At 49.6% G+C, this 25,474-nt stretch carries 27 protein-coding genes; 1 reads left to right on the top strand and 26 read right to left on the bottom strand.

Features of this window, described 5'->3' with window-relative positions; genetic code table 11:
- Nucleotides 1–65: 65 nt before the first annotated feature.
- The 25 genes from HHL17_RS33870 to HHL17_RS30805 form a co-directional block, all read right to left on the bottom strand.
- Nucleotides 66–1,250: a DUF2062 domain-containing protein gene (locus tag HHL17_RS33870; RefSeq protein ID WP_169228676.1), complete on the bottom strand. Its 1,185-nt coding sequence runs from the start codon at nucleotides 1,248–1,250 to the stop codon at nucleotides 66–68.
- Nucleotides 1,251–1,613, bottom strand: a complete 363-nt coding sequence (locus HHL17_RS30920) for a hotdog family protein (protein WP_169228675.1) — start codon at nucleotides 1,611–1,613, stop codon at nucleotides 1,251–1,253. It abuts the gene before it with no gap.
- A 56-nt stretch (nucleotides 1,614–1,669) separates the two neighbouring features.
- Nucleotides 1,670–2,305, bottom strand: coding sequence for a hypothetical protein (locus tag HHL17_RS30915; RefSeq protein WP_169228674.1), 636 nt, complete (start codon nucleotides 2,303–2,305; stop codon nucleotides 1,670–1,672).
- Complete coding sequence (locus HHL17_RS30910; RefSeq protein WP_169228673.1) at nucleotides 2,268–2,900, bottom strand: outer membrane lipoprotein carrier protein LolA; 633 nt, start codon at nucleotides 2,898–2,900, stop codon at nucleotides 2,268–2,270. Before HHL17_RS30910 ends, HHL17_RS30915 begins: the two co-directional genes overlap by 38 nt.
- Entirely contained in the window at nucleotides 2,893–3,672 is a 780-nt protein-coding gene (locus tag HHL17_RS30905; RefSeq protein ID WP_169228672.1) for a polysaccharide deacetylase family protein, read from the bottom strand. The genes HHL17_RS30910 and HHL17_RS30905 overlap by 8 nt, the downstream gene beginning before the upstream one ends.
- A complete protein-coding gene (locus tag HHL17_RS30900) occupies nucleotides 3,662–4,732 on the bottom strand; it encodes a beta-ketoacyl synthase chain length factor (protein ID WP_169228671.1) in 1,071 nt (356 codons plus the stop codon). The genes HHL17_RS30905 and HHL17_RS30900 overlap by 11 nt, the downstream gene beginning before the upstream one ends.
- Before the next feature lie 15 nt (nucleotides 4,733–4,747).
- Nucleotides 4,748–5,941, bottom strand: coding sequence for a beta-ketoacyl-[acyl-carrier-protein] synthase family protein (locus HHL17_RS30895; protein WP_169228670.1), 1,194 nt, complete (start codon nucleotides 5,939–5,941; stop codon nucleotides 4,748–4,750).
- On the bottom strand, nucleotides 5,938–6,201 hold the full coding sequence (locus tag HHL17_RS30890) for a phosphopantetheine-binding protein (protein WP_169228669.1): 264 nt from the start codon (nucleotides 6,199–6,201) through the stop codon (nucleotides 5,938–5,940). The genes HHL17_RS30895 and HHL17_RS30890 overlap by 4 nt, the downstream gene beginning before the upstream one ends.
- A gap of 18 nt (nucleotides 6,202–6,219) precedes the next feature.
- Nucleotides 6,220–6,855, bottom strand: coding sequence for a hypothetical protein (locus HHL17_RS30885; RefSeq protein ID WP_169228668.1), 636 nt, complete (start codon nucleotides 6,853–6,855; stop codon nucleotides 6,220–6,222).
- On the bottom strand, nucleotides 6,848–8,104 hold the full coding sequence (locus tag HHL17_RS30880; RefSeq protein ID WP_169228667.1) for an NAD(P)/FAD-dependent oxidoreductase: 1,257 nt from the start codon (nucleotides 8,102–8,104) through the stop codon (nucleotides 6,848–6,850). Before HHL17_RS30880 ends, HHL17_RS30885 begins: the two co-directional genes overlap by 8 nt.
- Before the next feature lie 126 nt (nucleotides 8,105–8,230).
- The gene (locus HHL17_RS30875) at nucleotides 8,231–9,292 is read right to left on the bottom strand and encodes a class I SAM-dependent methyltransferase (RefSeq protein WP_169228666.1); all 1,062 of its coding nucleotides are present in this window, start codon (nucleotides 9,290–9,292) and stop codon (nucleotides 8,231–8,233) included.
- A gap of 49 nt (nucleotides 9,293–9,341) precedes the next feature.
- The gene (locus HHL17_RS30870; protein ID WP_169228665.1) at nucleotides 9,342–10,481 is read right to left on the bottom strand and encodes a beta-ketoacyl-[acyl-carrier-protein] synthase family protein; all 1,140 of its coding nucleotides are present in this window, start codon (nucleotides 10,479–10,481) and stop codon (nucleotides 9,342–9,344) included.
- Nucleotides 10,482–10,488: 7 nt separating this feature from the next.
- Nucleotides 10,489–10,917, bottom strand: a complete 429-nt coding sequence (locus HHL17_RS30865; RefSeq protein WP_169228664.1) for an acyl-CoA thioesterase — start codon at nucleotides 10,915–10,917, stop codon at nucleotides 10,489–10,491.
- Nucleotides 10,918–11,008: 91 nt separating this feature from the next.
- Nucleotides 11,009–11,737 (bottom strand): hypothetical protein, encoded by a 729-nt coding sequence (locus tag HHL17_RS30860; protein WP_169228663.1) that lies wholly within the window; start codon nucleotides 11,735–11,737, stop codon nucleotides 11,009–11,011.
- A gap of 3 nt (nucleotides 11,738–11,740) precedes the next feature.
- A complete protein-coding gene (locus tag HHL17_RS30855) occupies nucleotides 11,741–12,169 on the bottom strand; it encodes a 3-hydroxyacyl-ACP dehydratase (protein WP_169228662.1) in 429 nt (142 codons plus the stop codon).
- Between the two features lie 76 nt (nucleotides 12,170–12,245).
- Entirely contained in the window at nucleotides 12,246–13,121 is an 876-nt protein-coding gene (locus tag HHL17_RS30850) for an LpxL/LpxP family acyltransferase (protein ID WP_169228661.1), read from the bottom strand.
- Nucleotides 13,121–13,378 (bottom strand): acyl carrier protein, encoded by a 258-nt coding sequence (locus tag HHL17_RS30845; protein ID WP_078667209.1) that lies wholly within the window; start codon nucleotides 13,376–13,378, stop codon nucleotides 13,121–13,123. The genes HHL17_RS30850 and HHL17_RS30845 overlap by 1 nt, the downstream gene beginning before the upstream one ends.
- A gap of 93 nt (nucleotides 13,379–13,471) precedes the next feature.
- Nucleotides 13,472–14,698 carry a beta-ketoacyl-[acyl-carrier-protein] synthase family protein gene (locus HHL17_RS30840; RefSeq protein ID WP_169228660.1) on the bottom strand — a complete coding sequence of 409 codons (1,227 nt, stop codon included), beginning with the start codon at nucleotides 14,696–14,698 and terminating at the stop codon, nucleotides 13,472–13,474.
- Between the two features lie 13 nt (nucleotides 14,699–14,711).
- Nucleotides 14,712–15,443, bottom strand: coding sequence for a 3-oxoacyl-ACP reductase FabG (fabG, locus tag HHL17_RS30835; RefSeq protein ID WP_169228659.1), 732 nt, complete (start codon nucleotides 15,441–15,443; stop codon nucleotides 14,712–14,714).
- A 66-nt stretch (nucleotides 15,444–15,509) separates the two neighbouring features.
- Entirely contained in the window at nucleotides 15,510–17,048 is a 1,539-nt protein-coding gene (locus HHL17_RS30830) for an HAL/PAL/TAL family ammonia-lyase (RefSeq protein ID WP_169228658.1), read from the bottom strand.
- Between the two features lie 146 nt (nucleotides 17,049–17,194).
- Entirely contained in the window at nucleotides 17,195–18,487 is a 1,293-nt protein-coding gene (locus HHL17_RS30825; RefSeq protein WP_169228657.1) for a hemolysin family protein, read from the bottom strand.
- A 24-nt stretch (nucleotides 18,488–18,511) separates the two neighbouring features.
- Nucleotides 18,512–19,243 (bottom strand): ZIP family metal transporter, encoded by a 732-nt coding sequence (locus tag HHL17_RS30820; protein ID WP_169228656.1) that lies wholly within the window; start codon nucleotides 19,241–19,243, stop codon nucleotides 18,512–18,514.
- A complete protein-coding gene (locus HHL17_RS30815; protein ID WP_169228655.1) occupies nucleotides 19,240–19,818 on the bottom strand; it encodes a phosphatase PAP2 family protein in 579 nt (192 codons plus the stop codon). Before HHL17_RS30815 ends, HHL17_RS30820 begins: the two co-directional genes overlap by 4 nt.
- Before the next feature lie 2 nt (nucleotides 19,819–19,820).
- Entirely contained in the window at nucleotides 19,821–20,570 is a 750-nt protein-coding gene (locus HHL17_RS30810; protein ID WP_169228654.1) for a class I SAM-dependent methyltransferase, read from the bottom strand.
- Between the two features lie 29 nt (nucleotides 20,571–20,599).
- The gene (locus tag HHL17_RS30805) at nucleotides 20,600–22,618 is read right to left on the bottom strand and encodes an LTA synthase family protein (RefSeq protein WP_169228653.1); all 2,019 of its coding nucleotides are present in this window, start codon (nucleotides 22,616–22,618) and stop codon (nucleotides 20,600–20,602) included.
- Nucleotides 22,619–22,775: 157 nt separating this feature from the next.
- On the opposite strand from HHL17_RS30805, the gene glmM reads away from it, so the two are divergent.
- Complete coding sequence (glmM, locus tag HHL17_RS30800) at nucleotides 22,776–24,155, top strand: phosphoglucosamine mutase (protein WP_169228652.1); 1,380 nt, start codon at nucleotides 22,776–22,778, stop codon at nucleotides 24,153–24,155.
- Between the two features lie 140 nt (nucleotides 24,156–24,295).
- On the opposite strand, the gene HHL17_RS30795 is transcribed toward glmM, so the two are convergent.
- Nucleotides 24,296–25,423, bottom strand: coding sequence for a cysteine desulfurase family protein (locus tag HHL17_RS30795; RefSeq protein WP_169228651.1), 1,128 nt, complete (start codon nucleotides 25,421–25,423; stop codon nucleotides 24,296–24,298).
- Between the last annotated feature and the right edge of the window lie 51 nt (nucleotides 25,424–25,474).

Here is a 25,474-nt window from a genome sequence, read left to right as displayed (position 1 = left end):
GTTACGAATGGCGAATAACGGATTACGGATGGTGATGTCCATGGTAATACGCAGTTCGCCAGTATTTATTTGTTTTTTCTGAATATGGCCAGTAAGGCATAACTGATAGCCCATGCTGCCAGTCCTGCGGCGATGGCCAGTGTAATGGCGCCGAAAACGTACTGGAGCAGGTTATCCCCTACTGCGGCTATGGAAAAATGTTTATCAAACAACAGATCTTTGGCTGATCTTCCCATCCAGACCTTTCCTGCCAGGAAGCTGAAAAAGATCACAAAGGGAGTTAACGGTGGCGTGCTCACATGAGCGGCAAGGAACACCAGCGCTTTATTGAGCTTCAGTTTAACGGATACCAGGAAGGCCACCAGCAGCTGGAATCCCCATATGGGCACAATGCCCATGAATACGCCGAAACCAATGGCTGCCGCTTTGCGTGCATTGGATTCTTCAGCGTTCAGTATTTCTTCTTTCCACATCTTCTTCCAGTTCTCCTTTTTCAGCATCCACAGCAAAAAGTCTCTTGGTTTGATGTACAGGAAAGTAATCAGTACCAATACGGTATTTAATACGCTGATGCGTGAAAAATCCTGGAACGGGCGGAAGTGAGATATCCGTTCCTCAGCGGGCGGATAGTATACTTTCACTGGTGTCCAGTCAATCTTTACGCCTTTCCAGGCGCTGCGTACCAGCACTTCTATTTCAAATTCATATTTGGTGCACCACCAGCGGGTGCGGCCCATGCGGCGCAGCGGGTACAACCGGTATCCCGATTGTGTGTCCGGCCCTTTCAGCCCAGTTTCCACATAAAACCAGAAATTGGAAAACTTATTGGCAAAACTGTTTTTGCCAGGCATGTTTTCCTGGTTCAGGTTGCGGGCGCCTATTACCAGTGTATCCGGATGTGTATTGATCTTTTCCAGCATACCGGGCAGGTCGGAGGCAAAATGCTGTCCGTCTGCATCCATGGTGATCACGTAATCATAGCCTTGTGTCAGCGCATATTCAAAACCCCGGCGAAGGGCGATGCCTTTACCACGGTTAGGGCTATACGACACTTTATGTACGGCAGGATATTTCCCGAGAATAGTGCTGGTATGATCGGTGGCACCGTCATTCACGACAATCACATGCGATGTATATGACAACGCACCCTTCACCACCTCTTCCAGCGTAGTAGCGTTGTTGTAGGTAGGAATGAGCACCGCCGCGCGATGACGCTCAAAATGTTCGTTATGTGTATTGTTGGCTGTCACTTATTTAAATACTCCCTGAAATTTCATAAATGTGGTGGCTTCCCTTTTCAGGGTGGCGTTCACTTTCCATCCTCCGTTCTCTTCTGCCTTGTAAGTCAGGTTCACATCTACCAGCGGTTGCTGTACCGGATCTATCATATTCAGGAACTTCATCAGACCGGCTTTCTGCAACAATACTTTCTGCTGTACGGCATCTTCCAGTGTTTCGGTGATGATCTGCATCATACATACGCCGGGCACAACTGGTTGTTCAGGAAAGTGGCCACCGAAAATAGGATGCGCCGCATTCAGTTCCAGGGTGAGGGTTACCTGGCCATTTTCATTTACGACGGTTCTTATGTTGTAAAAGTTTCCTTTTAGCATTTTGATATTTTGATATTTTAATATTTCTGTCTTCGCTTCGATCAATTCGTTCGTAATTATCTATGGGTTTTTTGTAGCGAGATATTGAACCGGAAGTTCTGATGCTCGATACGGATGGTGTCTGGCGTACCCTGCGTATAATGCTCCATCCACACTTTCACCACAGGTTTGCGTACGGAAGACTTCTCTATGCGCACCAGCTGTGCGCAGGCGGTATCCGTGATGTAGTAGTTATTGCCTTTGGCTGTAGGCACTACGGTATAACGGTACCGGCTATCCGTTGCCACATGCGCCTGACGAAGGTCCGGCCGCAGCAGCACGAGTTCAAAATCCTGGCGCAGCGTGGTCACGACTGCCTTCTTATTCATCTTGGGCAACAGGTAATGTTTGGTAAAATTCCCCTGTTTATCAAATTCGAAATCAAAAAATTTGAATCCCATCTCGTTGGCAAATACTATCCGGAGGCTGCTGTCGGGCATCTGCTTAAAAAACAACAGTCCGCTCAGGTGATGCTTCAGGATATTGACCTGTGTACTGTACAGCGTGGCATCGAAAGCAGGGCTGAACTGCTGTATGCAGTCCACATTACCTTCAGTGCGCTGCAATCCTTTGTACACGGATGTGCAGCCGGTCAGCAAGGCGACTAACAGTACACTATTTAACCACAAATACCGCATCCGGAATATTCGCATTCACTTGTTTATGTAAAAAACTGATGTTCGTGTCGTCACCGGATGGTTCTGCCATCGTGATGCTCGACACCGTAAAATCTTTTTTGTCCACCACCAGGGTGATCATCTTGAAATAACCAGCCATGGCCTTGTTGACAGGTACCATCTCCAAACGGTAGCTCTGTGCATTTTCAAATGCTTTGGTGGTGAAGTCTGTATTGTCCAACACGGTGCCACGTACACAGTCCACCGTTATTTTATTGATCTGTTCAAACAGTTTGTTGTTTTTGCCAGACACCTTACTTTCCTTCTGGGCATCTTTGATACGGATATCTTTTCCGTTCATGACCATCAGGTAATAGGAAGGCTGTTGATATTCCATACGGACTTTATTTTCCCGCTTGAACCAGAATTTCCCTTTCGAAGTAATTTTATCGGAGAGCATGCTCAGGTTTTTCTCCTGCACAAAATCGCACTGAATACTTTGCATCTGCTGGGCAGCCCTGGCGAATTCCTTTTTAATGGCCGACAGGTCGGTGACCGGTTTAAAGCCCGACTGCGCCTGCAGTTGCAACGACAGCAGGGAGATCACGCATATCATCATCCATTTACACATAAGCTGGCACTTTTAACATTTTATCCATTCTTTCCAGCCGGTACCCTTCCGCTTTGATGGCGCTGATCAGCCGGGGCAGGATACTGGCGGTGATGCTGCAGGTGTCATGCAAGAGGATGACCGCACCGGGATGCAGTTCTGACATGATTTTCTGCAATAATTTATTTTCATCTGTTGCCACGGTGTCCATAGAGCGGATGCTCCAGCCCACGGGCAGATAATTGTTTCTTTTGATGGCCCTTGCCAGGTTAGGATTGGTAACCCCGTATGGCGGGCGGAACAGTCGCGGTTGCAGCCCGGTGGCATTGATGGTCACGGAATCCATCTTTTCCATGTCTTTTCCCATGGTGCTGCTGGTATACATATCGAACCAGAAATCATGCGAATAGGTATGATTACCGATCACATGGCCTTCTGCGTGTATCCGTTGCAGTAAGTGGGTATTGCCCTCGATATTTTTGCCGATGCAAAAGAAAGCGGCTTTCACCTGATGTGCATCGAGGATATCGAGGATCTGCGGTGTGTGCGTGTCCTCCGGTCCGTCGTCGAAGGAGAGCGCCACTACGTTTTCAGTAGTAGGTGCAGCACAGATAGTTTTGATGAAGAAATCGGAGCGGATGTTCATAGCCCCTCTGATGTAGAAAGGCAGCAACAACACCAGCGGCAACACCAGCCACCAGAGCGACAACGGGTACAGGCCGGACAATCTGATGCCCAGCAGTACGGCCACACTTGTGATGATGATGATATTTGCGGTCCGGCTATTCAACATGGGAGAGCAAAATCAGGGAGTGATGTGTACCCTGATGATGGTTATACAATAATATTTTTTTGATGCTGCGGGGCGCTTTGCCGTAGAACATAGCCACATCGGGCACTGCCTGGTCAGCCAGGATACCGTTGGCCAGCCACATGCCGAAACCGGCAGCAGTCGGGTATTCGCCGCAGAGGTGTTTGAAGCTCGCTTCCGGATGTTCGGGAAACAGCGCTTCCACTACTTCTTCATAGATGTCATCCTGGTCAATGTCGCCGTTTCTGCCGGTGACAAGGAGGTCAATATCGTTGGGGGTACAGGCGTTGTCTTCGAGAAACTTCATGATATGGCCGATCACCTCTCCTTCCCACATCGGTTTGTAGAGGGTGCTGATACCGGTCAGTTCAGCCGCGGTATGTTCTCCCGGTTTGGTGCCGAGGGTGAAAAAAGCAGCGCCTTCTCCGGCAATAGTGCCACGGGTAGGACTTTTCAGCAGCTCCATGGTTTTCACCGGTTCTTTTTTATACAGCCCGAAGCGGGACAGTATCTGGTAGCTGTGCTGGGTAAGCTCATCCAGTCCGCCGACCAGTATATTTTGCGCATTGCCTTCGCGCAGCATCATCACGGTGTCCAGCAGGGCATTTTCAAAAGAGAAGCCCCGGTGCACAAAGGTGTTGTTATAGCCGTTGCAGCCCAGCAGCAGCGCTATCTGTCCGCCTACTGTATTGTGTGTGCTCTGGATAAAGGCAGTAGGCGTTAGCATTTCTTCCTGCTGATTCACCATTTTGGTCAGGAACACGCCGGTATCATCGAGGCAACCGTAAGCGGTGCCGGTCACGATAGCATCAGGCTGCGCGATGCCGGCAGCCTGCAGGCTGAGGTTGGCGGCGCCAACGCCCATTTTTACCACACGGCTCATGCGGCGGATCTGTTTTACATCGATCCACTGTTTGTAGTCCGGGTCTACCGTTGCCAGCCTTACCTGCTCGTATTCGTGCAGACGGGCCAGCAAAGGTCCTCCTGCCGCAGTTTCCTGCGGAGAAATACAACCGGTGCCGTTTATATAGATCGTCAACATACTCTCATTTAATCACTAAAAGCTGGAAAAAACCAGGCTGGAACAGTTACCACCAAAACCGAAGGAGTTAGACATCACATGGCGGAGGTCATTGCCTTCAGACCAGGCGGTGGCCGGTGTAAACGGCAGTTCCTTCATCTGGTGTTCAAAACGTGCGTTAGGATAGATAATCCCCTCTTTCACGGAGATAGCCGATAATACCGCTTCAATACCGCCACTGGCGCCCAGTGTGTGCCCGGTGAATGATTTGGTGGAGCTCATGGCCGGGAAATGCGGCGCAAAGAGGCGGTTGATGGCAATACCTTCCGATACATCGTTGTTACCGGTACCAGTACCATGCAGGTTGATATACCCGATCTGCTGCGGTTGCAGGCCGCTCATGTCCAGTGCGCCTTTCATCGCCAGATAGTTACCGGTACCATCGGGCGAAGAAGCCGTCTGGTGATAGGCATCATTGGCATTGGCGAAGCCGCTGAGGCGGCACCAGGGCTGCAACTGGGCAGCCAGGCTGTCGGACACCAGCACCACATAACCGGCGCCTTCACCCAGATTAAGCCCGGTGCGGGTTTCATCGAAAGGGCGACAGGGCTGCTGGTCAAGGATCATGAGGGTATTAAAACCGTTGAGCGTAAAACGGGTCAACGCGTCTGTACCACCGGCAATCACCACGTCCACGATATTGTTGCGTATCAGCCGGTAGCCGTACATCAGCGCGTTAGCGCCGGAAGAACAGGCTGTGCTGATGGTAGACACATGATGCCGGATGCCCATGGCATCGGCCACTATTTCGGTAACACTGCCGCATTCATGGTGCATCACCTGCTGCAGACGGCCTTTACGGTTGTCTGCCAGATATTCCGCGAAAAAGTCTTCCGTTTTGTCCATACCGCCTACCGTATTGCCGGACACAAATCCGACGCGGTAGCGGGAGATATCGTCCAGTCCGGACGATTGCCACGCTTCCCTGGCAGCGATCAGGCTGAGCAGGGCCGTGCGGCTGATATTCTCCGGTAATCCGGCCATATCCGCCAGCGTATCGTTATCTGCTTTCACCTCCGCCACCGGGAAAGTGTTACGGTGCACAGATGACAGGTATTTCATGGCACCCATGCCCGGTTCCATCTCACGGAAAGCCCGCAGGCATTCCCGTAAGTTCAGACCAATGCCGCTGATGACGCCGCCACCTGCTATCCACACCTTTTCACTCATGCTTTGGCTGTTTGTTGAGCAACAATAAATTCCGCCATGGAACGGATGGAGTAAAACACCTCCGGTCCCTGTTCAGGGTTGGCAATACGGATGTTATAGTGCTGTTGCAGCAATACGATCAGTTCCAGCGCATCGATAGAATCGAGACCCAGCCCTTCTTTAAACAACGGTTCATCGTTGCCGATGCTTTCCGGTGTTACTTCCTGCAAATTCAATTGTTCGATGATCTGTTTTTTCAGATCTGCCATCAGCTGTTCCATTACGATGTTGATATTTTGTTATGTTGATATTTCGTTATTTGAATAAAGTTCGTTCAGCGCCTCGGCTGTCACCGGTCTGGCCATTCCCCGCGGCGTTTTCTCCAGCAGGAACAGGGCCACTTCGTAATCGTCTCCCATCACTTCCACCCAACCACACAGGCAGGCCTGTAGCGGCGTGGTGGCGAGCAGCTGCACAGGGTAACTGCTCATCAGCTCCGCATCGAAGTTTTCAGACACGAAGAAGATATTCTCTCCTTTAAAACCATGCCGGATGCAGATTTCACCCATCACAATGTTGGGAAGGGTGTATACGAAAAGGGCCGGACTGGCAATATCCTTCACGGTGGCATAGTAGCGGATGTCTGTATCCAGGCTGCCACTGCGGTTAGACAACACCATGCCCACTGTTTCAGGCGGCAGCGCCTGCACGGGAGCATGTTTCAGCAGCACTTCTGCTGCCAGCCATCCCAGTTTGCTGAGGGCATCCATTTTATGGAATTTGGGATACTGCCCGGAAAACCGGTCATATCCCGCCCGCAGCCATTCCTGTAAGTCCATGCTCCGGTCTGCTTCCCACAGCAATGCTCCGTTTAACCGGATACCGTGATGCCGTATGATACAACTTCCTGTAATATATGCTTCCGCGCTATTCAATCTCTGAACTGCTTTTTAATTTTTCTGTTAATTCTATGGTCCGGGCCAGGCGTTTCAGCGCCGTATCGTGGTTTTTCACAAACGGGTTGCTCATATCCCAAACATATCCTGCCAATACGGAACAGATCTGTCCTTTGATCACCGGGTCTGCGTCTTTCTTAAAGAAGATGGTGTCCAACGTGCCTTCGTACCATGCCATTACATAGGAACGGAAGGTGTTTACCCCCTGCAGGGTGGGTTCCATATATTCTTTTTCCCAGTCCACCTCTTCTCCGCGCAGCTTTTTGATCACCAGTTTGGCAGCCGTCTGGCTGGAAACGCAGGCCAAAGTTACGCCAGAAGAGAAAATCGGGTCCAAAAATTCTGTCACGTTGCCGGTCAGCACAAAACCATCTCCATAAAACTTATCCGTGGTGGCAGACCAGGACTGGAGCACTCTCGGCTCAAATACCAGTTCCACGTCGCGGAAACGTTCGCGGGTATATGGTTCTGCTTCCAGCAGGGCACGGTATACTTCCTCGTCGGTACCGGGATATTGTGCAAAAAATTCAGGATCGCCCACGAAACCGAGGGAGGTAACACCGGTGGAGAACGGGATAATCCATATCCACACACCTTTTTTGTGTACCACCGCCGTGATACGGTTAGGCTCATCGGCCATGGAGCGGCGCACGTCTACCGTGTGGGAAAACAGCGCTTTACGTGGCTGAAGGTTGGAATTTTTTTCCAGGTTGAACAAACGGGGGATAACCCGGCCGTAACCGCTGCCATCCACAATAAAGCGGGCTTCAATGGTGGATTTGTTACCGTCTTTGTCTTCTATGGTGGTCACTGAATCAGAGCCGTTAAAGCGTATATCCGTTACCGTAGTTTCGTAAGAAACCGGTACGCCCATACTTTCTACGGTATCTGCCAGTGTTTTATCGAAATCAGCTCTTGTCACCTGCCAGGTCCAGGTCCAGCCCGGTGTGTACTGCTCTTTGAAAGTAAAGTCACAGAGGGCATCGCCTTTTACAAACTTGGCACCGAATTTCTCCTGAAAACCTTTGGCTTTAATGGCATCAATGAAACCAGCTTCGTTCAAAGCGTCCATACTGCGGGGCAGCAGGCTCTCCCCAATCACGAAGCGGGGGAATTTCATCTTTTCAACGATTTTCACCTTGTAACCTGCCTGGTGGATAATAGACGCCGCTACTGTACCGGCAGGTCCCGCACCTATCACTAAAACATCTACTTGTTCAGTTTTCATACGGTAAAATTTAATTTGTTCATTTTTTTATTTGGTTATTTTTTTATTGCCGGTGTCTCGTTCACTAGTCCATTCAACAACCTAACACCAATAATCAAATACCCAAATAATCAAATAGCTAAATAATCAGGGTTTTTTAACTTTTAACAGGGTGTAATTGAGCCCCATCTTGTCATTCTCTTCTGCTACCACCAGTCCCGCATCGGTAATGCACTGGAAGAAGTCATCTGTGTGGTACATCTGGCTGTTACCATTCGCCATCGCGGTGAAATACAAGGAGGTCTGCTGGAGGCAGAAAGCGGCTGACTTAAACTGCTGGCGGTTCCAGAATGGCTCCAGGATGTAGATGGTGCCGTTGTCGTTGAGTGCTTCACGGCAACGGGAAAGGATGGACACGATTTCAGCTTCGGAGAAGCAGTCGAGGAACTGGCTCATCCAGATGGCATCAAATCCTTTAGGGAACGGGATGTCCTCATGCAGGATGTTAGCGATATGGAAATGTACACGGTCCGCCACGCCGGCATCTTTCATTTTCTGCTGGGCAATGTTGGCCTGACCGGGGATATCGAAGATGGTCACTTCCACTTCAGGATCTTTGGCGGTGCACGCCAGCGCCCATTTACCGGTATTACCGCCGATATCGAGCAGGCGTTTGGGTTTGTTTTCAAAAACGATATCCAGTGCGCCCGGTGTGGCGAGATCGGAGTAGTAATGGTCAAAGTCGAACCAGCTCTTGCCTACTGCTGGTGGCAGGAGCGACAGGCCGGGGTAGATGGTGTCCCAGGGGCCCAGTTCTTTCAGGCCTTCCGGTTTACCATTGCGGAGACTGTCTTCCAGGTGGTACATGCCTTTGTAGCAGATATCCTGCGTAAAATCCATGTTGATACGGGTGAGCTGATCATGGAGGATAAAATATCCTGTTTTGGTCAGCGTATATTTTTTATCGTTCACGATCACCAGTTCCATACCCAAACCGGCTTCCAGCAATACTCTCACTGCGTAGCGGTTCATATTGGTTTTTTCCATTATCTCCTCAATGGTGATGCCCGCAGATCCACTGTCACTCACTGCTTTCAGAATGCCCATGTCGCGCAGAGCCCTCGTAGCCTGGAAAGCTATCGGAGCGAAGGCCAGCCACAATGCTGCTTCTTTTGCCTGTAATGCTGTTTTCGTTTCCTTGTTAAACATAAATCGACTTTAGAGAATGGCGACTAAGAAGACTGTTCCTGGTCCGCCGTTACTTTTTACTGAATATCATGGCTGCGTTGCAACCGCCGAAGCCGGACACTGTTTTGAGGAAGTGGCGGGACGGTTGTTGGCGCAGGGTATTGCTAACGTTGACAGGCATACTGACACCGGGTGTTTCGTATCCTTTGGTGGGCAGTATAACGCCGGTTTTCATGGCTTTTACACTGATAATGGCTTCCACCAGCCCGGCGGCGCCGAGGGTGTGGCCATAGTAGCCTTTGAGGCTGTTGACCGGCACTGCTGCCAGTCCTGCGTGATGCAGGGCTTTAGCTTCCATCTCATCGTTGTACAGCGTGGCGGTGCCATGTGCTGATACAAACCCGATATCTTCCGGTTGAAGGCCGCTGCCTTTGAGGGCCAGTTGCATGGCAGCAGCCAGCTCCAGGCCGGTGCGGGAAGGGCCGGAAATATGATTCGCGTCGTTGCTGATAGCGCCGGCGCCGAGTACAATTGTTGCGTTGTGAGGGTCTTTGCTGAGGACCATGGTAGCGGCAGCCTCTCCCAGCGATACGCCGGTACGGTTGGCATCGAAAGGTCGGCAGGGTACTGCACTCACCGCCTGAAATGATTGGAAACCGGACAATACAAAACGGGTGAGCACATCGGCGCCCGTTACCACTACGTGATCAAATTTACCGGAGGCTATCAGGCGCTGACCGGTTAAAATGGCCACCAGTCCGGATATGCAGGCACTGCTGATCACCATCGGCGTATTGACGGCGCCCAGGCGTGCTGCTATTTTACGCGCCGTAGCGGCAGGCTGCAACTGCTCGGGCGAAGGAACCACTCCTTCCTCCTGCTGCTCCAGCAGTTCAATATTTCCTTTCGTGGTGGAAATAATCAGTCCTGTGCGGGGATCAGACAGGCGTACGGCTGTATGCGACAACGCTTCCGTAACGGAAGCGATCACCAGCTGTTCAAATTTCGTATAGTCTTCGATGTTAAGTCCATGTATGGCTTTCTCCAACATATCATGTGGCATCATAGCGCCATGGAAGGGTGCAGGGCCATAGTCTTCACGGTCCTGTAAACGGATGCCGCTGTTGCCCCGGATGACCTGTTCAAAATTTTCATCCGTATTCACGCCCAGCGGCCCAACAATATTATCTGCAACTACAAAGACCATCATCCATTATCTAAAGGTGGTTATACAAGTGTCTTTTTTTCCAATCGTTAAAAAAAGCCGGTGTGGTCAGTTGCAGCAGCTCGGTGTCTTTGTCCAGGAAAACCTGTACAGTGGAGCCTTTAGCGATGATTTCGCCGGTAACAGGATTGGAAAGCACATAGTTAAATCTGATCTTTGCCGCGAGGTCGTCTACGAAGGTGGTTTCCACCTTTACGCGATCGCCATAGCGCAGCGGGCGTTTATAGTCGCACTGTATATTCACCACCGGCGCTGTAAATCCGGCATTAAAAATATCCAGGTAACGTAAAGCATACTTTTCACCGAAAGCCTCCCTTCCGTCTTCAAAATACCTTACATAGTGGCCATGCCAGACTATGCTCAGTGAATCCACTTCATTAAACTTCACCGGAAATTCGGTGCATTCGGTTATTGAATCCATACAATTTTGTCATTTGGTTATTTGGAAATCTGATCATTTAGGGAACCTTTTAAAATGATCAAATTCCCAAATAACAAAATATCCAAATGGTTTATCCTTTCTTCTTCGGTGCTTTTTTGGCTTTTTCTTCTTTAGCCACCACCGTTTTAGTTTCTTTTTTAGGTGCTACCGGAACTTCTTCTACAGGATCTTTCGCATCAGCATATTTTTCTTTCAGCTTTTTGTAGTCGATATGCTCCAGTACTTTGTGTACGGTGTAAGCCCAGTAATTGCGGAAACCGAAGCCCTGCGCTTTGCCGGTCATGCGTTCTGTCATCAGCACGTTGCGGGAGCCCATGTCCACTACCGTTACATACATGGCAGCTTCTTTTTCTGTTTTGCTCATGGCTTCCATAACAAACAGTACACCAATACCTTTTTTGTCGCCGAATTTGTAGCCTTTCACCAGTTTGGTGATATCTTCCGGCTTCAGCCGGCTGTAGTCAGCCTCATTTTCTGACTTCATTTTGTCAACATTGACATCGGCGTTTCTTGCGTTGGTTTCGCTGAGATCGAATTGCACGCTGGAACGATGGAAAGCACCTTTCACATCGTATTTTTTAGGCTCATTTCTGATCACGTCATTGATACCGGTGAAATGGCGGTTGACATCGCTGGCGGCAGCGTCACCGAGGAGGCGTGCCTGTGTGAAATCAACGCCCAGCCAGGTAAAGGAAGAATCAGTGTTTTCCAGAAAGTTTTTCAGTTTCTGGGCCTGCGTAGCACTGATGAAGCAGCTACAGATAAGAATGGTCAGGGTAAAAACTTTACGGATAATCATAACTTATTTATTAAGCGGGTTGATGAAAATTTTCATTTCACACTGTGCCATCACTCTGCCATCATACATTACTTTTCCGGTTACCATGGTAGCGTTGAATACTTCGCCACCAATTTCCGTGGTGGTTTCGATGGTTTGTCCGGCGGGTGGCAGTTCCAATATCTCGAGGTTATTTACTGCGCCGATAAAGCCCAAGGGAACGGGACTTTTTTCCTGTTTGGCGATGTAGCCAATACGGGCGGCGGCAGTTTGGGCTATATTTTCCATAAGGCCGGGAGGCATGAGCACTCCGTTTTCCACAAACACGTTATCGGGTGCAATATGCAGGGCGGTACGGGTTTTCGGACCGTCCACTTCCAGGATGCCACTGATCATGACAATCGGCGTGCGCTGGGGAATATAAGCGGTAATATCGTCTGAATGAATAAACATCTGCACAAGTTATTATTTATAGACAAAACACGAAATAAATCGAATTATTCGACATTATTGCGCGTAAAAACACGGATTATTCCCAAAAATCATAATAATTGAACCACTGTTCCGGGTAACGGCGGATCTTTTCTTCCAGCAGGGCGGTAAAATCGGCCACGGCTGTTTCCACGCCTTGTTGTCTGCGCCCATGGTAGGAACGGGGCTCGGTGGCGTAAAAATGATAATGGGTGGCCGTTTCCTTGAAGGCAAACACCACGCATACGGGTACCCGGAAAGTGGCGGCCAACAGGAAAGGACCCATAGGAAAACGGGCATCATGGCCCAGCAGCGGGGCGGTCACCGTTTTATTGCCTGGCAGAAAACGGTCGGCATGCATACACACCAGCTCCTGATTGCTCAGGGCTTCGTTGATGGCGTAGATATGTGACAAATCATCTTTTATCACGATGATATTCACGTTCCGGTCGCCGGTCACGGAAGAAAGATATTCCTTGATACGCTGATGCTCTCCATCAAACATGACAATATTAATACGGGTCTGCAACCGTTTAAACAGGTGCCCGGCCACTTCCCAGTTGCCCAGGTGGGCGCTCAGCATAATTCCGCCACGACCTCCGGTCACCATCTCGCGCAGATGATGTTCCCCGTCAAAATCGAATGAAAACTTGTTGGCCATATCAGCCATGACAACGATCTTATCGATCAGCGTCTGGCCAAATATATAATAGTTACGATACAGGCTGCGTAATGACTTCCACGTGCCGTAACCTATTTTGGTATGAAAGTATTGATAGATGGGTTTGGAAGAGCTCCAGGAAAATAAAAAGTAATAAAAAGCGACAAATCTCAACAGAAAATAAGCAGGGTAAACACCTCCATATCGTAATATGAAAATAAAAATACTGTAACCCAGCTTATTTCCTTTCGACTTTCCCTGCCAGGAAGGCATTATACCAGTTCTTTTTGTTGAACACGCGCCGTTACATAATCGTAGAAGTCCTGGAAGGTAACGATAGACTGAAAGTCTTCCGGTTTAACTTTAAAACCGAAATTATCTTCTATCACTACTACCATGTCAATATAATCCAGGCTGTCCAGGTCCAGCGTAGATTTGAGGTTGGCTTCAGGTTTAATGTCAGTGGGGTTCGCTTCAAACTCCTCCACCAGAAACTTGTTCGTAACAGTTATTATTTCCTTGATATCCATAAAATGTGCGAATCAGATATAGGTCGTTTTAAAATAATTTATAGCGGTTAATCTTACCCAATCCTGATTTTATCCTCCAAAGTTAAAAAACATTTACATACCCTCCCATTTTCTGACGATGAGAGACGAGTTGGTCCCCCCAAAGCCGAAAGAGTTGGACAAAAATATATTAAATTTTTTATCAATTGTGTTTGTGGCAATATTCAGTTTGGCAGCATCTCCGTCCGGATTTTCCAGATTGATATTGGGGGCGATAAAATCGTTCTGCATCATGAGCATAGAGTAAACGATTTCGCTGGCGCCGGCCATCCAGCATTCGTGGCCGGTCATGGACTTGGTAGAGCTGACGTATGGATTGGAGGCGCCAAACACTTCGTAGATGGCACTGGCCTCGCTGGCATCGCCGGCGGGCGTGGAAGTCGCGTGTGCGTTGATATATTCGATATCCGCTGCTTTCAGGCCGGCATCCTGCAGTGCGATTTGCAGGGAACGTACGGGTCCGTCCACAGTAGGATTGGAGATATGGCTGCCATTGGAAGAGAATCCGTAGCCCAGTACTTCGCCGAGGATGGTAGCGCCTCTGCGTTGGGCGGATTCGAGGCTTTCGAGGATAACGGTAGCTGCGCCGCCGCTGGGCACCAGGCCATCGCGGTCGCGGTCAAAAGGCCGGGAAGCCCGGGCCGGGTCATTTTCGCGGACGGAGAACGCGGCGATGGCGTCGAAATTCCCCATGGCATATACGTTCACTTCCTGTGCGCCGCCACAGATCACAGCATCCTGCATACCGTTGCGGATAAACATATACCCGAGGCCGATAGCATGGGAGCCGCTGGCACAGGCCGCGCTCACGGTGAAGTTCACGCCCCGCAGCTTAAAAATAGTGGCCAGGTTCATGTTCACAGTGGAGTTCATGGTCTGGAACACGGAGCCGGAGCCTACCAGCATGGTGTCCTTTTTCTCCCGCATGATGTCTGTAGCCTCCACCACCGGTTTGGCCGAGCTGTCGTTGCCGTACAACAAGCCTACCGGGGTTTTGTCAATATAATCCTGGTCCATTCCCGCCTGGGCAAGTGCCTCACGGGTGGCCATATACGCAAATTCTGCCTGTTCGGGCATCATCAGCCTCGACCGGCGGTCCAGCAGCCCTTTCAGTTCGGGGCGCGTTATATGACCGGTCAGGCCGGAACGGTAGCCGAATACCTTACGCTCCGGGTCCAGTACAATGCCGGATTTGCCCTTATACAATGAATCCCTTACCTCCTGCATATCTTTACCAATGCAGGAGTAGATTCCCATTCCAGTGATCACTACTCGGTTCATGTACAAACTGCTTTTAAGTATGGAGACCTCCGTTGATATTCAACACTTCTCCTGTGATATAGCCAGCTGCTTTGGATGTGAGGAACGCTACGGCTTCGGCCACTTCTTCGGGCGTACCGAAGCGGTTCATGGGCACCTGCGCGGCCAGTTCCTTTTCATTCAGTTCTGCGGTCATATCTGTTTTGATGAAACCTGGCGCGATGGCATTCACGGTAACGCCCCGCTTGGCCACTTCCTGCGCCAGCGCTTTGGTAGCGCCAATTACGCCCGCTTTGGCGGCGGAGTAGTTGGTCTGTCCCGGAAGCCCTTTAATGCCAGATAATGATACCATATTGATGATACGGCCATAACGCTTCAGCAGCATCGTATTCAGCACCTGTTTGGTCACGTGGTAGAAACCATTCAGGCTGATATTCAACACATTGCTCCATTGCGCCTCGCTCATCCAGAACATCAGGGAATCTTCCCGGATACCGGCGTTATTCACGAGGACCTCAATGGTATGCTGATCTTTATTTTGCTCTACCCATCCGCCCAGTACGTTTTGTACTTCGGCGGCATCACCTACGTTGAACTGCAACAGCTCTCCGCTGCTGCCTTTTGCCTTTACCGCTTCCAGGGTGTCCTGGGCGGCGGCTTCATTGCCTTTATAATTGATCAGGACATGATATCCCAATTCAGCCATTTTAATACATACTGCCCTGCCAATACCGCGAGAGCCTCCTGTAATTAAGGCACACTTCATGAATTTACGAATTACGAATTACGAATTACGGGCTCACCGTATTTACTTCCCGCTGTTACCGGGAAATCAGAACATTTTTACCGGCTCATTACACAACAGGTACTCCTTAATCTTGCCGAGGTTCTTATACATCGGGCTGTCCTCAATAAATTTAGGATAAATTGCCCTCACTTCCTGGTATACCTTACGGGAGAAACCAGCCAGCCTGTCCTGGCATTGCAGGTAATCTACCGCCTGCATGATGGTCAGCGTGTGAATGGCCAGCACCTCGAATGTGTTGGCGATCACTTTATTGGCCATCAGCGCTGAGTTACAGCCCATGCTCACAATGTCCTGGTTATCGTTGTTATTCGGAATGCTGTGCACATACATCGGGAAAGACAGCGTTTGGTTTTCCGCTACGGTGGAGGTGGCGGTAAACTGTGCGCCCTGCATGCCAAAGTTGAAGCCCAGTTTACCGAGGTTCATAAACGGCGGGAACTTGTGGTTCAGCTTTTCGTTCAGCAGGTAATTGAGCTGCCGCTCTGCCAGCATCGATAAACGGGTGGTGGCAATTTTCAGCTTGTCCATCTCCAATGAGATATAATCGCCGTGGAAGTTGCCGCCATGGAACACGTTTTCCAGTTCGTGGTCCACTACCGGGTTATCGCTCACGGAATTGAGCTCATGTATCACTACTTTCTCTGCCTGTATGAGGGTATCATATACGGGGCCCAGGATCTGGGGCACGCAACGCAGGGAATAGTATTCCTGTACTTTATCTTTAAAGATCTCTTCTTCCAGTTCTTTGTAGAGGTGGTCCGGACGGTGGCGTACCATGCTGCTGCCCTGGAGCACTTCGCGCATTTTAGCGGCCACGGTGTTCTGGCCAACGTGCATTTTCACCGCATTCAGCTCGGCTGACAGGTGATCGTCGAATGCTTCCACAATTTCGTTGATCATGGCGGAGAGGGTTACGGCCCATCCCAGCAGCTGCCTGGCCTGTATCAGGTTAACGAGGCCAGCGCCTGTCATCGCGGAGGTACCGTTGATGATGGCCAGTCCTTCACGCACGTGAATGCCTATTGGTTTTAATCCCAGGCGGGCAAAGACTTCCGCCGTAGGTTGCATTTTATCTTCATACCATACTTCTCCTTCACCGATCAGTACCAGCGCCAGATGGGCCAGCTGTACGAGGTCGCCACTGGCGCCCACGCCGCCGTGCTCAAACACACAGGGATATACGTTTTTGTTGATCAGGTCTTTCAGCAGGATGGTCACTTCCGGGTGAATACCGGAATGTGCCTGCATAAAGCTGCTCAACCGCGCTATCATCAGGGCTTTGGTGATCACAGGAGAAAGCGGTTTGCCCGCGCCGGTGCTGTGGCTGCGGATCAGGTTATATTGCAGCTGAAAAGTATCACTGTCGCTGATACGATATTGGGCCATTGGTCCAAAACCGGTGTTGATACCATAGATCAGCTTTTTGGCAGAAAATTTCTGCAGAAACAAAAAGCTGGCTTCCACCTGCTGTAATGCCGCTGCGTCCAGGCTCAGCTCTTCGCCGGCGTAAAGCACTCTGTACACCTCATCGAGGGTCAGCGACTTACTTCCTAATACAACCATTTTATATTATATTATTTATTTATTTATGTGAAAAAGTGCTCAAAAATAGTACAAAGATGGATTTAATCAAATAAATCCACCCGGACATTCACGAATTACGGGTAAGTACGCATGCGGCAAGTACTTGCTTTGGGGGATGGTAGGTTTTACTCTTCTTCAGTTTGCACAGGCGGTGTCACCAGTACCTTATCTATACGGTGAGCGTCCATATCCACAATTTCAAATTCAAACCCGCGCCACAGGAACTTCTCCCCTGTTTTGGGAATATGTTCCAGGTGATGCAGGATAAATCCGGCTAATGTGTCAAAGTCCTGCTCAAATTCGGTCATCCAGTCTTCCTTATCAAATTCGGCCAGAAAATCGTAAAATGGTATCTGGGCGTCCACCAGCCAGGAGCCGTCATCACGCCGCACCATCTCATAATCGTCCACCTCTTCTGTTTCCGGCATGTCTCCCACGATGGCTTCGAGAATATCGTTGAGCGTGATCATACCCAGAAACGTGCCATATTCATCCACAATGAAAGCGGCGTGCACGTGTGTTTCCTTAAACTTTTCCAGTACCTGGTAAGCGGTATTGTTTTCCGGCACAAACAATGGCTTCCGGACAATCTGTGCCAGCGGCGTGGACTTGCCCGTCACCGCGTACAGGTCCTTGATGGACACAATGCCTTTGATACTGTCTATCTGCCCTTCGCATACGGGGTATACGTTGTGCAGGCTCTCGTGGATCTTCTGCTGATAGGCAGCCGGTGTTTCATTGATATCCAGCCAGGTGATGTCATTACGGTAGGTCATCAGGGAGGTGATGTTACGATCTCCCAGGTGAAATACCCTTTCAATGATTTCCTGCTCTGTTTCTTCAATAGCCCCGGAAGTAGTGCCTTCGCTGATGATCGCCTTGATTTCTTCTTCTGTCACCTGCGATCCTTCCGGATGCAGGTTAAATATTTTTACCAACACATTGGTGGTGGAGGTCAACAACCAGATAAAAGGAAAGGTAAGCCAGGAAACGACCTGCATAGGGCTGGCCATTCTTTTGGCGATACCTTCGGGACGGGCGGCGCCCAGTCTTTTAGGCACCAGTTCTCCCAGTACCAGTAAAAAGTAAGTAATGACTATTACGACGATAACGGTGGAAAGGACGTTGCTGTAGGCGGCTACCGTAGGATACTGGTTGAGCCAGGCCATTACCTCGTTCCTGATGGTACCTCCGGAATACATACCGATGAGGATACCAATAAGTGTGAGACCGATTTGAACGGTAGAAAGAAATGTGTCCGGATTGTTGGCCAGCTTCAATGCGGCCTTTGCTTTTTCATCCCCTTTATTGGCTTGTTGTTCCAGTCGGCTCTTGCGGGCCGAGACCAACGCCGTCTCCGACATTGCGAAAATGCCGTTAACTAAAATAAGGATGAGGATAATGACGACGACTTCCATGATTTAAAGTCTAAAAATAAAAAATTATTCAAATATCAACGTAAGAAATGCAAGCACCAGCCCCGTTGCGATGGCCAGTACTTTTTTGCTGCTTAATTCGTGATGTTTGGTACCACTTTCATAAAAAATGGTCGTGGAAATGTGCAGGAATGCGCCTATTACCAACGCCACCACGTATAATAAATAATGCGATACAATATCAAAGCGGTTGCCCATCCACCAGGCCAGTATGGCTGCCACCGGCGTTACCACGGCAAAAGCCATCAGTATCTGCCAGAGTTGTGCCCTGGATTTATGGGCATGGATCATCACTGTGATCAGCGTCAGCGCTTCGGGCACCTTATGGGCGGCCACCCCCATCATCAGCGAAGGCAAAGCAGACTGGTCTTCATACTTGAATCCCAGCGGAATACCTTCCATGAATGCGTGTATGGACAATCCCAGCAGTAGCGGCGTTACGGCAATATGATGATGGTTTTCACCCGGTAAATGGGTGTGGCCATGCTCCATGCCGTGCGACAGCTGTTGCAGAAATACCTGCAGGAAAAAGCCCAGTACAACGTAGATACCTGCGCTATGGCCCAATTCATGGTACACTTCCGGCAGCAGGTGCATGATCGTCACCCCAAACAGGAAAGCGCCGGTGAAAGCCAGCAGGTAAATGGTAAAATTAGCATTGATACGCCTGATCGTCATGGGAATAATCCCACCGGCGAGCGTAGCCAACAGTATAAGTATCAGATATGTCCAGTTCATGATGTTTGTTCAGGCTCCAGTCTAATGCGGCGCTGGAAAAAACTTCCGCTCAGCAGCCCGATCAGGCCACCCAGTACGGCACCGCCAAGCACGTCCAGCGGATAGTGTACCCCTACATATATCTGTGCGTAGCCGATAACAGCCGCCCACAGGAAAAATAACAGGGCGTACCGGCCCAAAGCTGATTTTAAAGTTAAGAAACAAAACGTCGCCAACGCAAAATGGTTCGCGGCGTGATTAGAGGTAAAACTGCCGCTCATAGGGCAATACACCACCAATACCCGTGCATAGTGCGACACGATAGGGTCGCGGCAGGGCCTGAGACGGCCAAAAGTCTCTTTAATGTACAAACTGCTCTGATCTGCCAGTCCAAACACCAGCAGGAAAAAGACGATCCAGAAAAAGCCTCTCCAGCCGTAGTTTATGGTGACGAACAATGCCAGGAACAGGTACAGCGGCGCCCATACATATGGCTCCCGCACAAAAGGCAGGATCACATCCAGTACAGCATTGTGCCATTGCGCGTTAATATGTAAAAATAGGCGCAGGTCCTGTTTCAGGATACTTTCAAGCATGGCTAAGGTTTTTGAGCGATGAGGACCATACGCGGCGAACGCTGCTCATCATAGCTGTTAAAATGATAGTCCCCGAATATTTCAGTGATCACAAGGCCCTGTTTGGCGAACATCTGCTCAAAATCCGCGCGGGAGAAAGCGTTGACGCTCTCCGCAAAAGTGGCCCTTCTCATGAGGGTTTTATCGAGAATATTGATTTTTTTGAGGAATTTATGATTTTTCACTTCCCGCTGGATGTCAAACACCACGTTATCTTTTTCTTTCACCTCATCGTACACCAGGTGTTGTTCCACATAAGGGCTGTTGAGATAGTCGAGCACCAGTTTTCCACCGGGCCTGAGCGCATTGGCCAATGTACGCAGCGCATTGTCATTGTCGCGCTGTGATTCAAAATAGCCGAAGCTGGTGAAGAAATTAAACACCACATCAAAATAGTTGACGCGGAAAGGCAGGCGCATATCATGCTGAAAAAAGCTCAGGTGCTCATTTTCCAGTTTTTTGGCGATGTTGATGCTTTCTATGGAGAGATCGATGCCGGTTACGTCATATCCCTTGTCTGCCAGGTATTTGGCATGGCGCCCCCTTCCACAGGCCACGTCCAGCATGGACGCAAGCACCGGTGGCTGCAGGTATGCCAGCAGTTTGTCAATAAATGCAGCTGCCTCCTGCTCGTCGCGGTTGTTGTAGAGCAGGTGGTAGTAGGGAGAATTAAACCAATCTTTAAACCAGCTTTTGTCTATATCTATATCCATAATGATGCAATCATGCCAACAGGCAAATATTACTTTTTGTTATTAAACATCAAATATCGCGTGCTTTCGTAGAAGCCTCGTGTTAAATTATCCAGATTTTTTGCCGTCTCTGGCTGTTGAGCCTGTATATTCTGCTGCGGGTCGCCTTTCAGGTCGTACAAAGCCGTGGCATGGGTGGCCATATTGATTTCGTACAGGTACTGATCGCCTATTACACTGTAATAAGGCTGCTGATTGCGCAGATAGGTGATGAATGCGTATTTGTCGTTCACCCGGGTACTGTCGAACAGGTTCATGCCCAGCGTATAGTTTTTATACGGAAGACCTACCAGGCTGGCCATGGTAGGATACACGTCCAGCAGGCTGCCGGGAGTATTGACCACCTGAGGCGCCACATGCCCGGGACTGTACATGAATGCGGTTACGTGCACACCACCGGTACCCAGTTCATATTCCGGTATCGGCATAAAAGAGTACGGATTGAGAATACAGTTATGATCACCGAAGAACATGAAGACGGTATTGTTGAGGTAACCATCTTTACGGGCCACATCAATGAGGTGGCCTACGTTATAATCTTCATACCGCAAGGCGTTGAACTGATCGAGTGATACGAAGCCGGATTTTTTGAATTTCTCCATATCGATATCTTTCTCAGTCAGTTTTTTAAAGTCCCCGGCCCCGCTGGTGGTGGTATACGGCGGATGGTTGTCTGCCAGCTGCAGGAAAGCCACAAACGGTTTCTTCTGGTCGTTGCTGGCTTTGAAGATCTCACTGGCCTCTGTGATCAGGTCATAGTCGGAGATGCCCCATACGTCGGCTTTGGCGGACTTGTACATGCCTTCCTCATGGATGCTGATACCGTCCACGTTGTTGGTGAATACTGCACGGATATTGGCCCAGTTGGTGTTGCCACCGAGGAGGTACAGTTTTTCGTAGCCTTTGAACTGGTCCATGACAATACGCTGGTCCAGCATTTTAGGATGGCGGCTGGCTGTTTTCACGGCGGTGATGTCCGGCAGGCCGGTGGTGACGCCGAAAACAGTTTTGGCCGTGCTGATGGCCGGCACGTAGAAGTTTTTGAAGAGGGCACCGCTGTCGGCCAGCCGTTGCATGTTAGGCGTGGCCTGCATGGGATTGCCGTACATGCTGGTAGGCGCGGCGCCGGTGGACTCCAGCATTACCAGCACTACATTGAGCTTTGGTTTGGTGGAATCTCCGGGAAGGGTGCGTACATATTCCAGTTTCTCCGCATCGGCCTTATCGACTTTGAGATAGTTGGCGATATACGGATAATATTTCCGGGTAGCGTTAATATCGTAGGTATCTCCCTCTACGGAGAAATTGGAGGCGAAATACAGGATGGGGTTGAGCCCCAGGCTGGTGACGCCGTTGTCGCGGGTGAACATGGCCTGGCTCCAGCGCAGCGGGAAATAGGCGAAGTTGCCATAGATGCCGGCAGCGATGAGGACGGTGAGCGCCGTTACATAACCGGTGAAAGGCCAGTTACGCAAATATACCGGCGGCTGGGCCGCAAAACGGTTCCAGGTGCGCTGCTGCAGGCGGAAAACGAGGAACAGGAAAAGAAACAGGCCGAGGGAGCCGCGTACTACCGGGTAACTTTGCCATACCATCCGGGCATTGTCTGCCCGCTCCCCTTTGGCGAGGAAGCGCATGATGGAAGGGTCCAGCCGCATACCGAGGTAGTCGTAATGTCCCAGATCGAGGATATATAATAACGTAAGGGCGGTAAAGACGATGAAGAGGTAAATGGCCACGCCTTTACGTATCATCTTCGACGTAAAGAAGCCATTACGGGCAATGACAGCGGTCAACGCCACCGGGACCACCAGCATAAGCGCCAGGCGGAGGTCGAACTTGGTCCCCAGGTACCACGCTTTGGCTATAGCACTGCTGCTGGTAATGGTGGTTTTAAAGAAGAACAGGTAAAAGATGAGCCTGAACAACACCATCAACAGGAAGAGATAGAGTGTTTGAACAAGCACATAACGAATATACCGGGGTATATTCTTCCATGAGTATTGCATGCAACGTATAGCTGTTTTTTTAAAAGCGTAGCTGCAAATATAATGAAAACTGAATGGGGAAAATGGTCGATCTGTCGGCAAGACTGCTCATCTTTTCATAATTAGGAAATCTGGAACGGTTTTTTTTATATTTGCCTTCCTTAAAAAATTGAATCTCGTGGCACTGATCAAATCAATATCCGGTATTCGCGGAACCATAGGCGGTAAGCCTGGTGAAGGACTCTCTCCTCTGGATGTGGTAAAATTCACCGCAGCTTACGGTACCTGGCTCTCCCGCCAGACCGACAACCGCAAAGTGGTAATAGGCCGTGATGGCCGTATTTCCGGCGAAATGGTGAAAAACCTGGTAGTATCCACGCTCAACGGCCTCGGAATCGATGTAGTTGATCTCGGCTTGTCTACTACGCCGACAGTAGAAATTGCTGTTAAAATGGAAAATGCTGCCGGTGGTATCATCCTTACTGCCAGCCATAATCCAAAAGAATGGAATGCCCTGAAACTGCTGAACGCAGAAGGGGAGTTCATTTCCGGCGAAGACGGCGCAACACTGCTCGACATTGCAGAACGTGAAGACTTCACCTTTGTGGATGTGAACAAACTGGGTTCCTACACACAGGATGATTCTTACCTGCAGAAACATGTAGACCTTATAGTAAACTATCCTTTGGTGGATGTGGCTGCTATCAGGGAGCGTAATTTCAAAGTAGTGGTAGACGCGGTTAACTCTACCGGCGCACTGTTCGTACCGCCGTTGCTGAAAGCATTGGGCGTAAACGAAGTGGAAGTGCTGTTCCCGGAAGTGACCGGCAAATTCGCCCACAATCCGGAACCGCTGGCGGAAAACCTGACCGCGTTGTCCAACGAAGTGAATAAATCCAATGCTGATCTGGGCATCGCTGTAGATCCGGACGTAGACCGCCTCTGCTTCGTTTGTGAAGACGGCAGCATGTTCGGCGAAGAATATACGCTGGTGGCCGTGGCTGACTATGTGCTCAGCAAACGCCCCGGCAATACTGTTTCCAACATGTCCTCCACACAGGCGTTAAAAGACGTGACGCTGAAAAACGGTGGCCAGTACACGCCTTCTGCCGTAGGCGAAGTGAACGTGGTAAGAAAAATGAAAGAAACCAACGCTGTCATCGGCGGCGAAGGCAATGGCGGCATCATTGTACCGGACCTGCACTACGGCCGCGATGCGCTCATCGGTATCGGTCTTTTCCTAACCCATCTTGCCAACAGCAAAAAAAGCATCAAAGCGCTGCGTAACAGCTACCCTGATTATTTCATCTCCAAAAATAAAATCGAGCTGGACAAAGGAGTAGATGTAAAAACCATCTTCGAAAAAATCAAAGGTAAATACAAAAATCAACCGTTAAACACGGAAGATGGCCTGAAGATCGAATTCGATAAGGACTGGGTACACCTGCGCACCTCCAATACAGAACCGATTATCCGTATTTATGCGGAGAGCCAGAATGAGACCACGGCTGATAACATCGCCAAAAGGATCATGCAGGACATCAAGGAATTTATGTAGAAATTTTTTGATTTACGATTTTTTGATTTCGTAGACTAATAAAAAGAAGACCGAAGCGGATTTTACCTGCTTCGGTCTTCTTTTTATCATTTTTTCGCTTTTTTATCCGCGAAATCAAAAAATCGTAAATCAAAAAATCTCTAAATTAATTCCTTCAGTTTAGCGATCACTTTGTCTATCTCTGTTCTTGTATTGTTTTTGGAGAAGGAGAAACGCACTGCGATCTGGTTAGGATTGCTGTTGATAGCGCGGATCACGTGAGAACCTGCGTTGGCGCCGGATGTACAGGCACTGCCGCCGGAGGCGCAGATACCGTTGATATCCAGGTTGAACAGGATCATTTCGCTCTTCTCGGATTTCGGGAAAGACACGTTCAACACGGTGTAGAGGCTGCGGCCTTTCAGGTCACCGTTGAACGTTACGCCCGGAATGTTTTTCTCCAGTTCAGACGCCATGTACTGACGCAGGTCGTTGATATACGCACTGTGTTCAGCATAGTGTTCGGTGGCCAGTTCCAGTGCTTTGGCAAATCCGATGATACCGTAGAGGTTTTCGGTACCGGCGCGCATGTTGCGTTCCTGGCTGCCACCCTGGATGAACGGACTGATTTTCACGTTCTCATTGATGTACAGGATACCTACGCCTTTAGGGCCATGGAATTTGTGTCCTGCACCGGTAATGAAATGGACCGGTGTATTGCGCAGGTCAAATGGATAGTGCCCTACGGTTTGAACCGTATCGGAATGGAAGATGGCATCAAATTCCTTACAGAGCGTGCCTACGGCCTGCATATCGAGCAGGTTGCCGATTTCGTTGTTGGCGTGCATCAGCGTCACCAGGCATTTACCACCAGCATTTTGCAGCAGTTCCCGGAGATGGTTCATGTCGATATGGCCGGATGGCAATATGTTGACAAAAGACAGTCCGATACCACGATGGTGATGCAGGTACTCCACGGTATGCAGTGTAGCATGGTGCTCTATCGGGGAAGAGATGATGTGTTTACATCCCAGATCGTTTATCGCAGCATTGATGGCCGTGTTGCTGCTTTCAGTTCCACCGGAAGTGAAAAATATTTCTCCCGGATGCGCGTTCAGGATCTTAGCTACTGATTTGCGTGCATTTTCTATACCCAGCCTGGTTTCTCTTCCGTAGGAATAGATAGACGAAGGATTTCCGAACTTTTCCGTCATATAGGGCAGCATGGCATCTAATACCACCGGGTCAAGCGAGGTGGTGGCTGCATTATCAAAATAAATTCTTTCCAATGTTGGTGGTTTTTGATTAAGGCTTTTTGTAATGGTGCCATCAAAGTTCCG

It is taken from the genome of Chitinophaga fulva, assembly GCF_012927205.1.
GTDB lineage: Bacteria > Bacteroidota > Bacteroidia > Chitinophagales > Chitinophagaceae > Chitinophaga > Chitinophaga fulva.
Note: the sequence above shows the minus strand (reverse complement) of the source record. Positions and strands in the feature narration are given on the sequence as shown.

Bases quoted from the DNA above. Each gene is read 5' to 3' on its own strand.
- HHL17_RS30820 (WP_169228656.1), bottom strand. From the start codon at position 19,243: ATGAACTGGACATATCTGATACTTATACTGTTGGCTACGCTCGCCGGT.
- HHL17_RS30805 (WP_169228653.1), bottom strand. From the start codon at position 22,618: ATGCAATACTCATGGAAGAATATACCCCGGTATATTCGTTATGTGCTT.
- HHL17_RS30865 (WP_169228664.1), bottom strand. From the start codon at position 10,917: ATGGATTCAATAACCGAATGCACCGAATTTCCGGTGAAGTTTAATGAA.
- HHL17_RS30840 (WP_169228660.1), bottom strand. From the start codon at position 14,698: ATGAACCGAGTAGTGATCACTGGAATGGGAATCTACTCCTGCATTGGT.
- HHL17_RS30900 (WP_169228671.1), bottom strand. From the start codon at position 4,732: ATGTTGACGATCTATATAAACGGCACCGGTTGTATTTCTCCGCAGGAA.
- HHL17_RS30895 (WP_169228670.1), bottom strand. From the start codon at position 5,941: ATGAGTGAAAAGGTGTGGATAGCAGGTGGCGGCGTCATCAGCGGCATT.
- HHL17_RS30850 (WP_169228661.1), bottom strand. From the start codon at position 13,121: ATGCCTTCCTGGCAGGGAAAGTCGAAAGGAAATAAGCTGGGTTACAGT.
- HHL17_RS30915 (WP_169228674.1), bottom strand. From the start codon at position 2,305: ATGCGAATATTCCGGATGCGGTATTTGTGGTTAAATAGTGTACTGTTA.
- HHL17_RS30880 (WP_169228667.1), bottom strand. From the start codon at position 8,104: ATGAAAACTGAACAAGTAGATGTTTTAGTGATAGGTGCGGGACCTGCC.
- HHL17_RS30890 (WP_169228669.1), bottom strand. From the start codon at position 6,201: ATGGAACAGCTGATGGCAGATCTGAAAAAACAGATCATCGAACAATTG.
- HHL17_RS30860 (WP_169228663.1), bottom strand. From the start codon at position 11,737: ATGATTATCCGTAAAGTTTTTACCCTGACCATTCTTATCTGTAGCTGC.
- HHL17_RS30845 (WP_078667209.1), bottom strand. From the start codon at position 13,378: ATGGATATCAAGGAAATAATAACTGTTACGAACAAGTTTCTGGTGGAG.
- HHL17_RS30815 (WP_169228655.1), bottom strand. From the start codon at position 19,818: ATGCTTGAAAGTATCCTGAAACAGGACCTGCGCCTATTTTTACATATT.
- HHL17_RS30825 (WP_169228657.1), bottom strand. From the start codon at position 18,487: ATGGAAGTCGTCGTCATTATCCTCATCCTTATTTTAGTTAACGGCATT.
- HHL17_RS30910 (WP_169228673.1), bottom strand. From the start codon at position 2,900: ATGTGTAAATGGATGATGATATGCGTGATCTCCCTGCTGTCGTTGCAA.
- HHL17_RS30810 (WP_169228654.1), bottom strand. From the start codon at position 20,570: ATGGATATAGATATAGACAAAAGCTGGTTTAAAGATTGGTTTAATTCT.
- HHL17_RS30875 (WP_169228666.1), bottom strand. From the start codon at position 9,292: ATGTTTAACAAGGAAACGAAAACAGCATTACAGGCAAAAGAAGCAGCA.
- HHL17_RS30830 (WP_169228658.1), bottom strand. From the start codon at position 17,048: ATGGTTGTATTAGGAAGTAAGTCGCTGACCCTCGATGAGGTGTACAGA.
- HHL17_RS30905 (WP_169228672.1), bottom strand. From the start codon at position 3,672: ATGTTGAATAGCCGGACCGCAAATATCATCATCATCACAAGTGTGGCC.
- HHL17_RS30870 (WP_169228665.1), bottom strand. From the start codon at position 10,481: ATGATGGTCTTTGTAGTTGCAGATAATATTGTTGGGCCGCTGGGCGTG.
- fabG (WP_169228659.1), bottom strand. From the start codon at position 15,443: ATGAAGTGTGCCTTAATTACAGGAGGCTCTCGCGGTATTGGCAGGGCA.
- HHL17_RS30855 (WP_169228662.1), bottom strand. From the start codon at position 12,169: ATGTTTATTCATTCAGACGATATTACCGCTTATATTCCCCAGCGCACG.
- HHL17_RS30920 (WP_169228675.1), bottom strand. From the start codon at position 1,613: ATGCTAAAAGGAAACTTTTACAACATAAGAACCGTCGTAAATGAAAAT.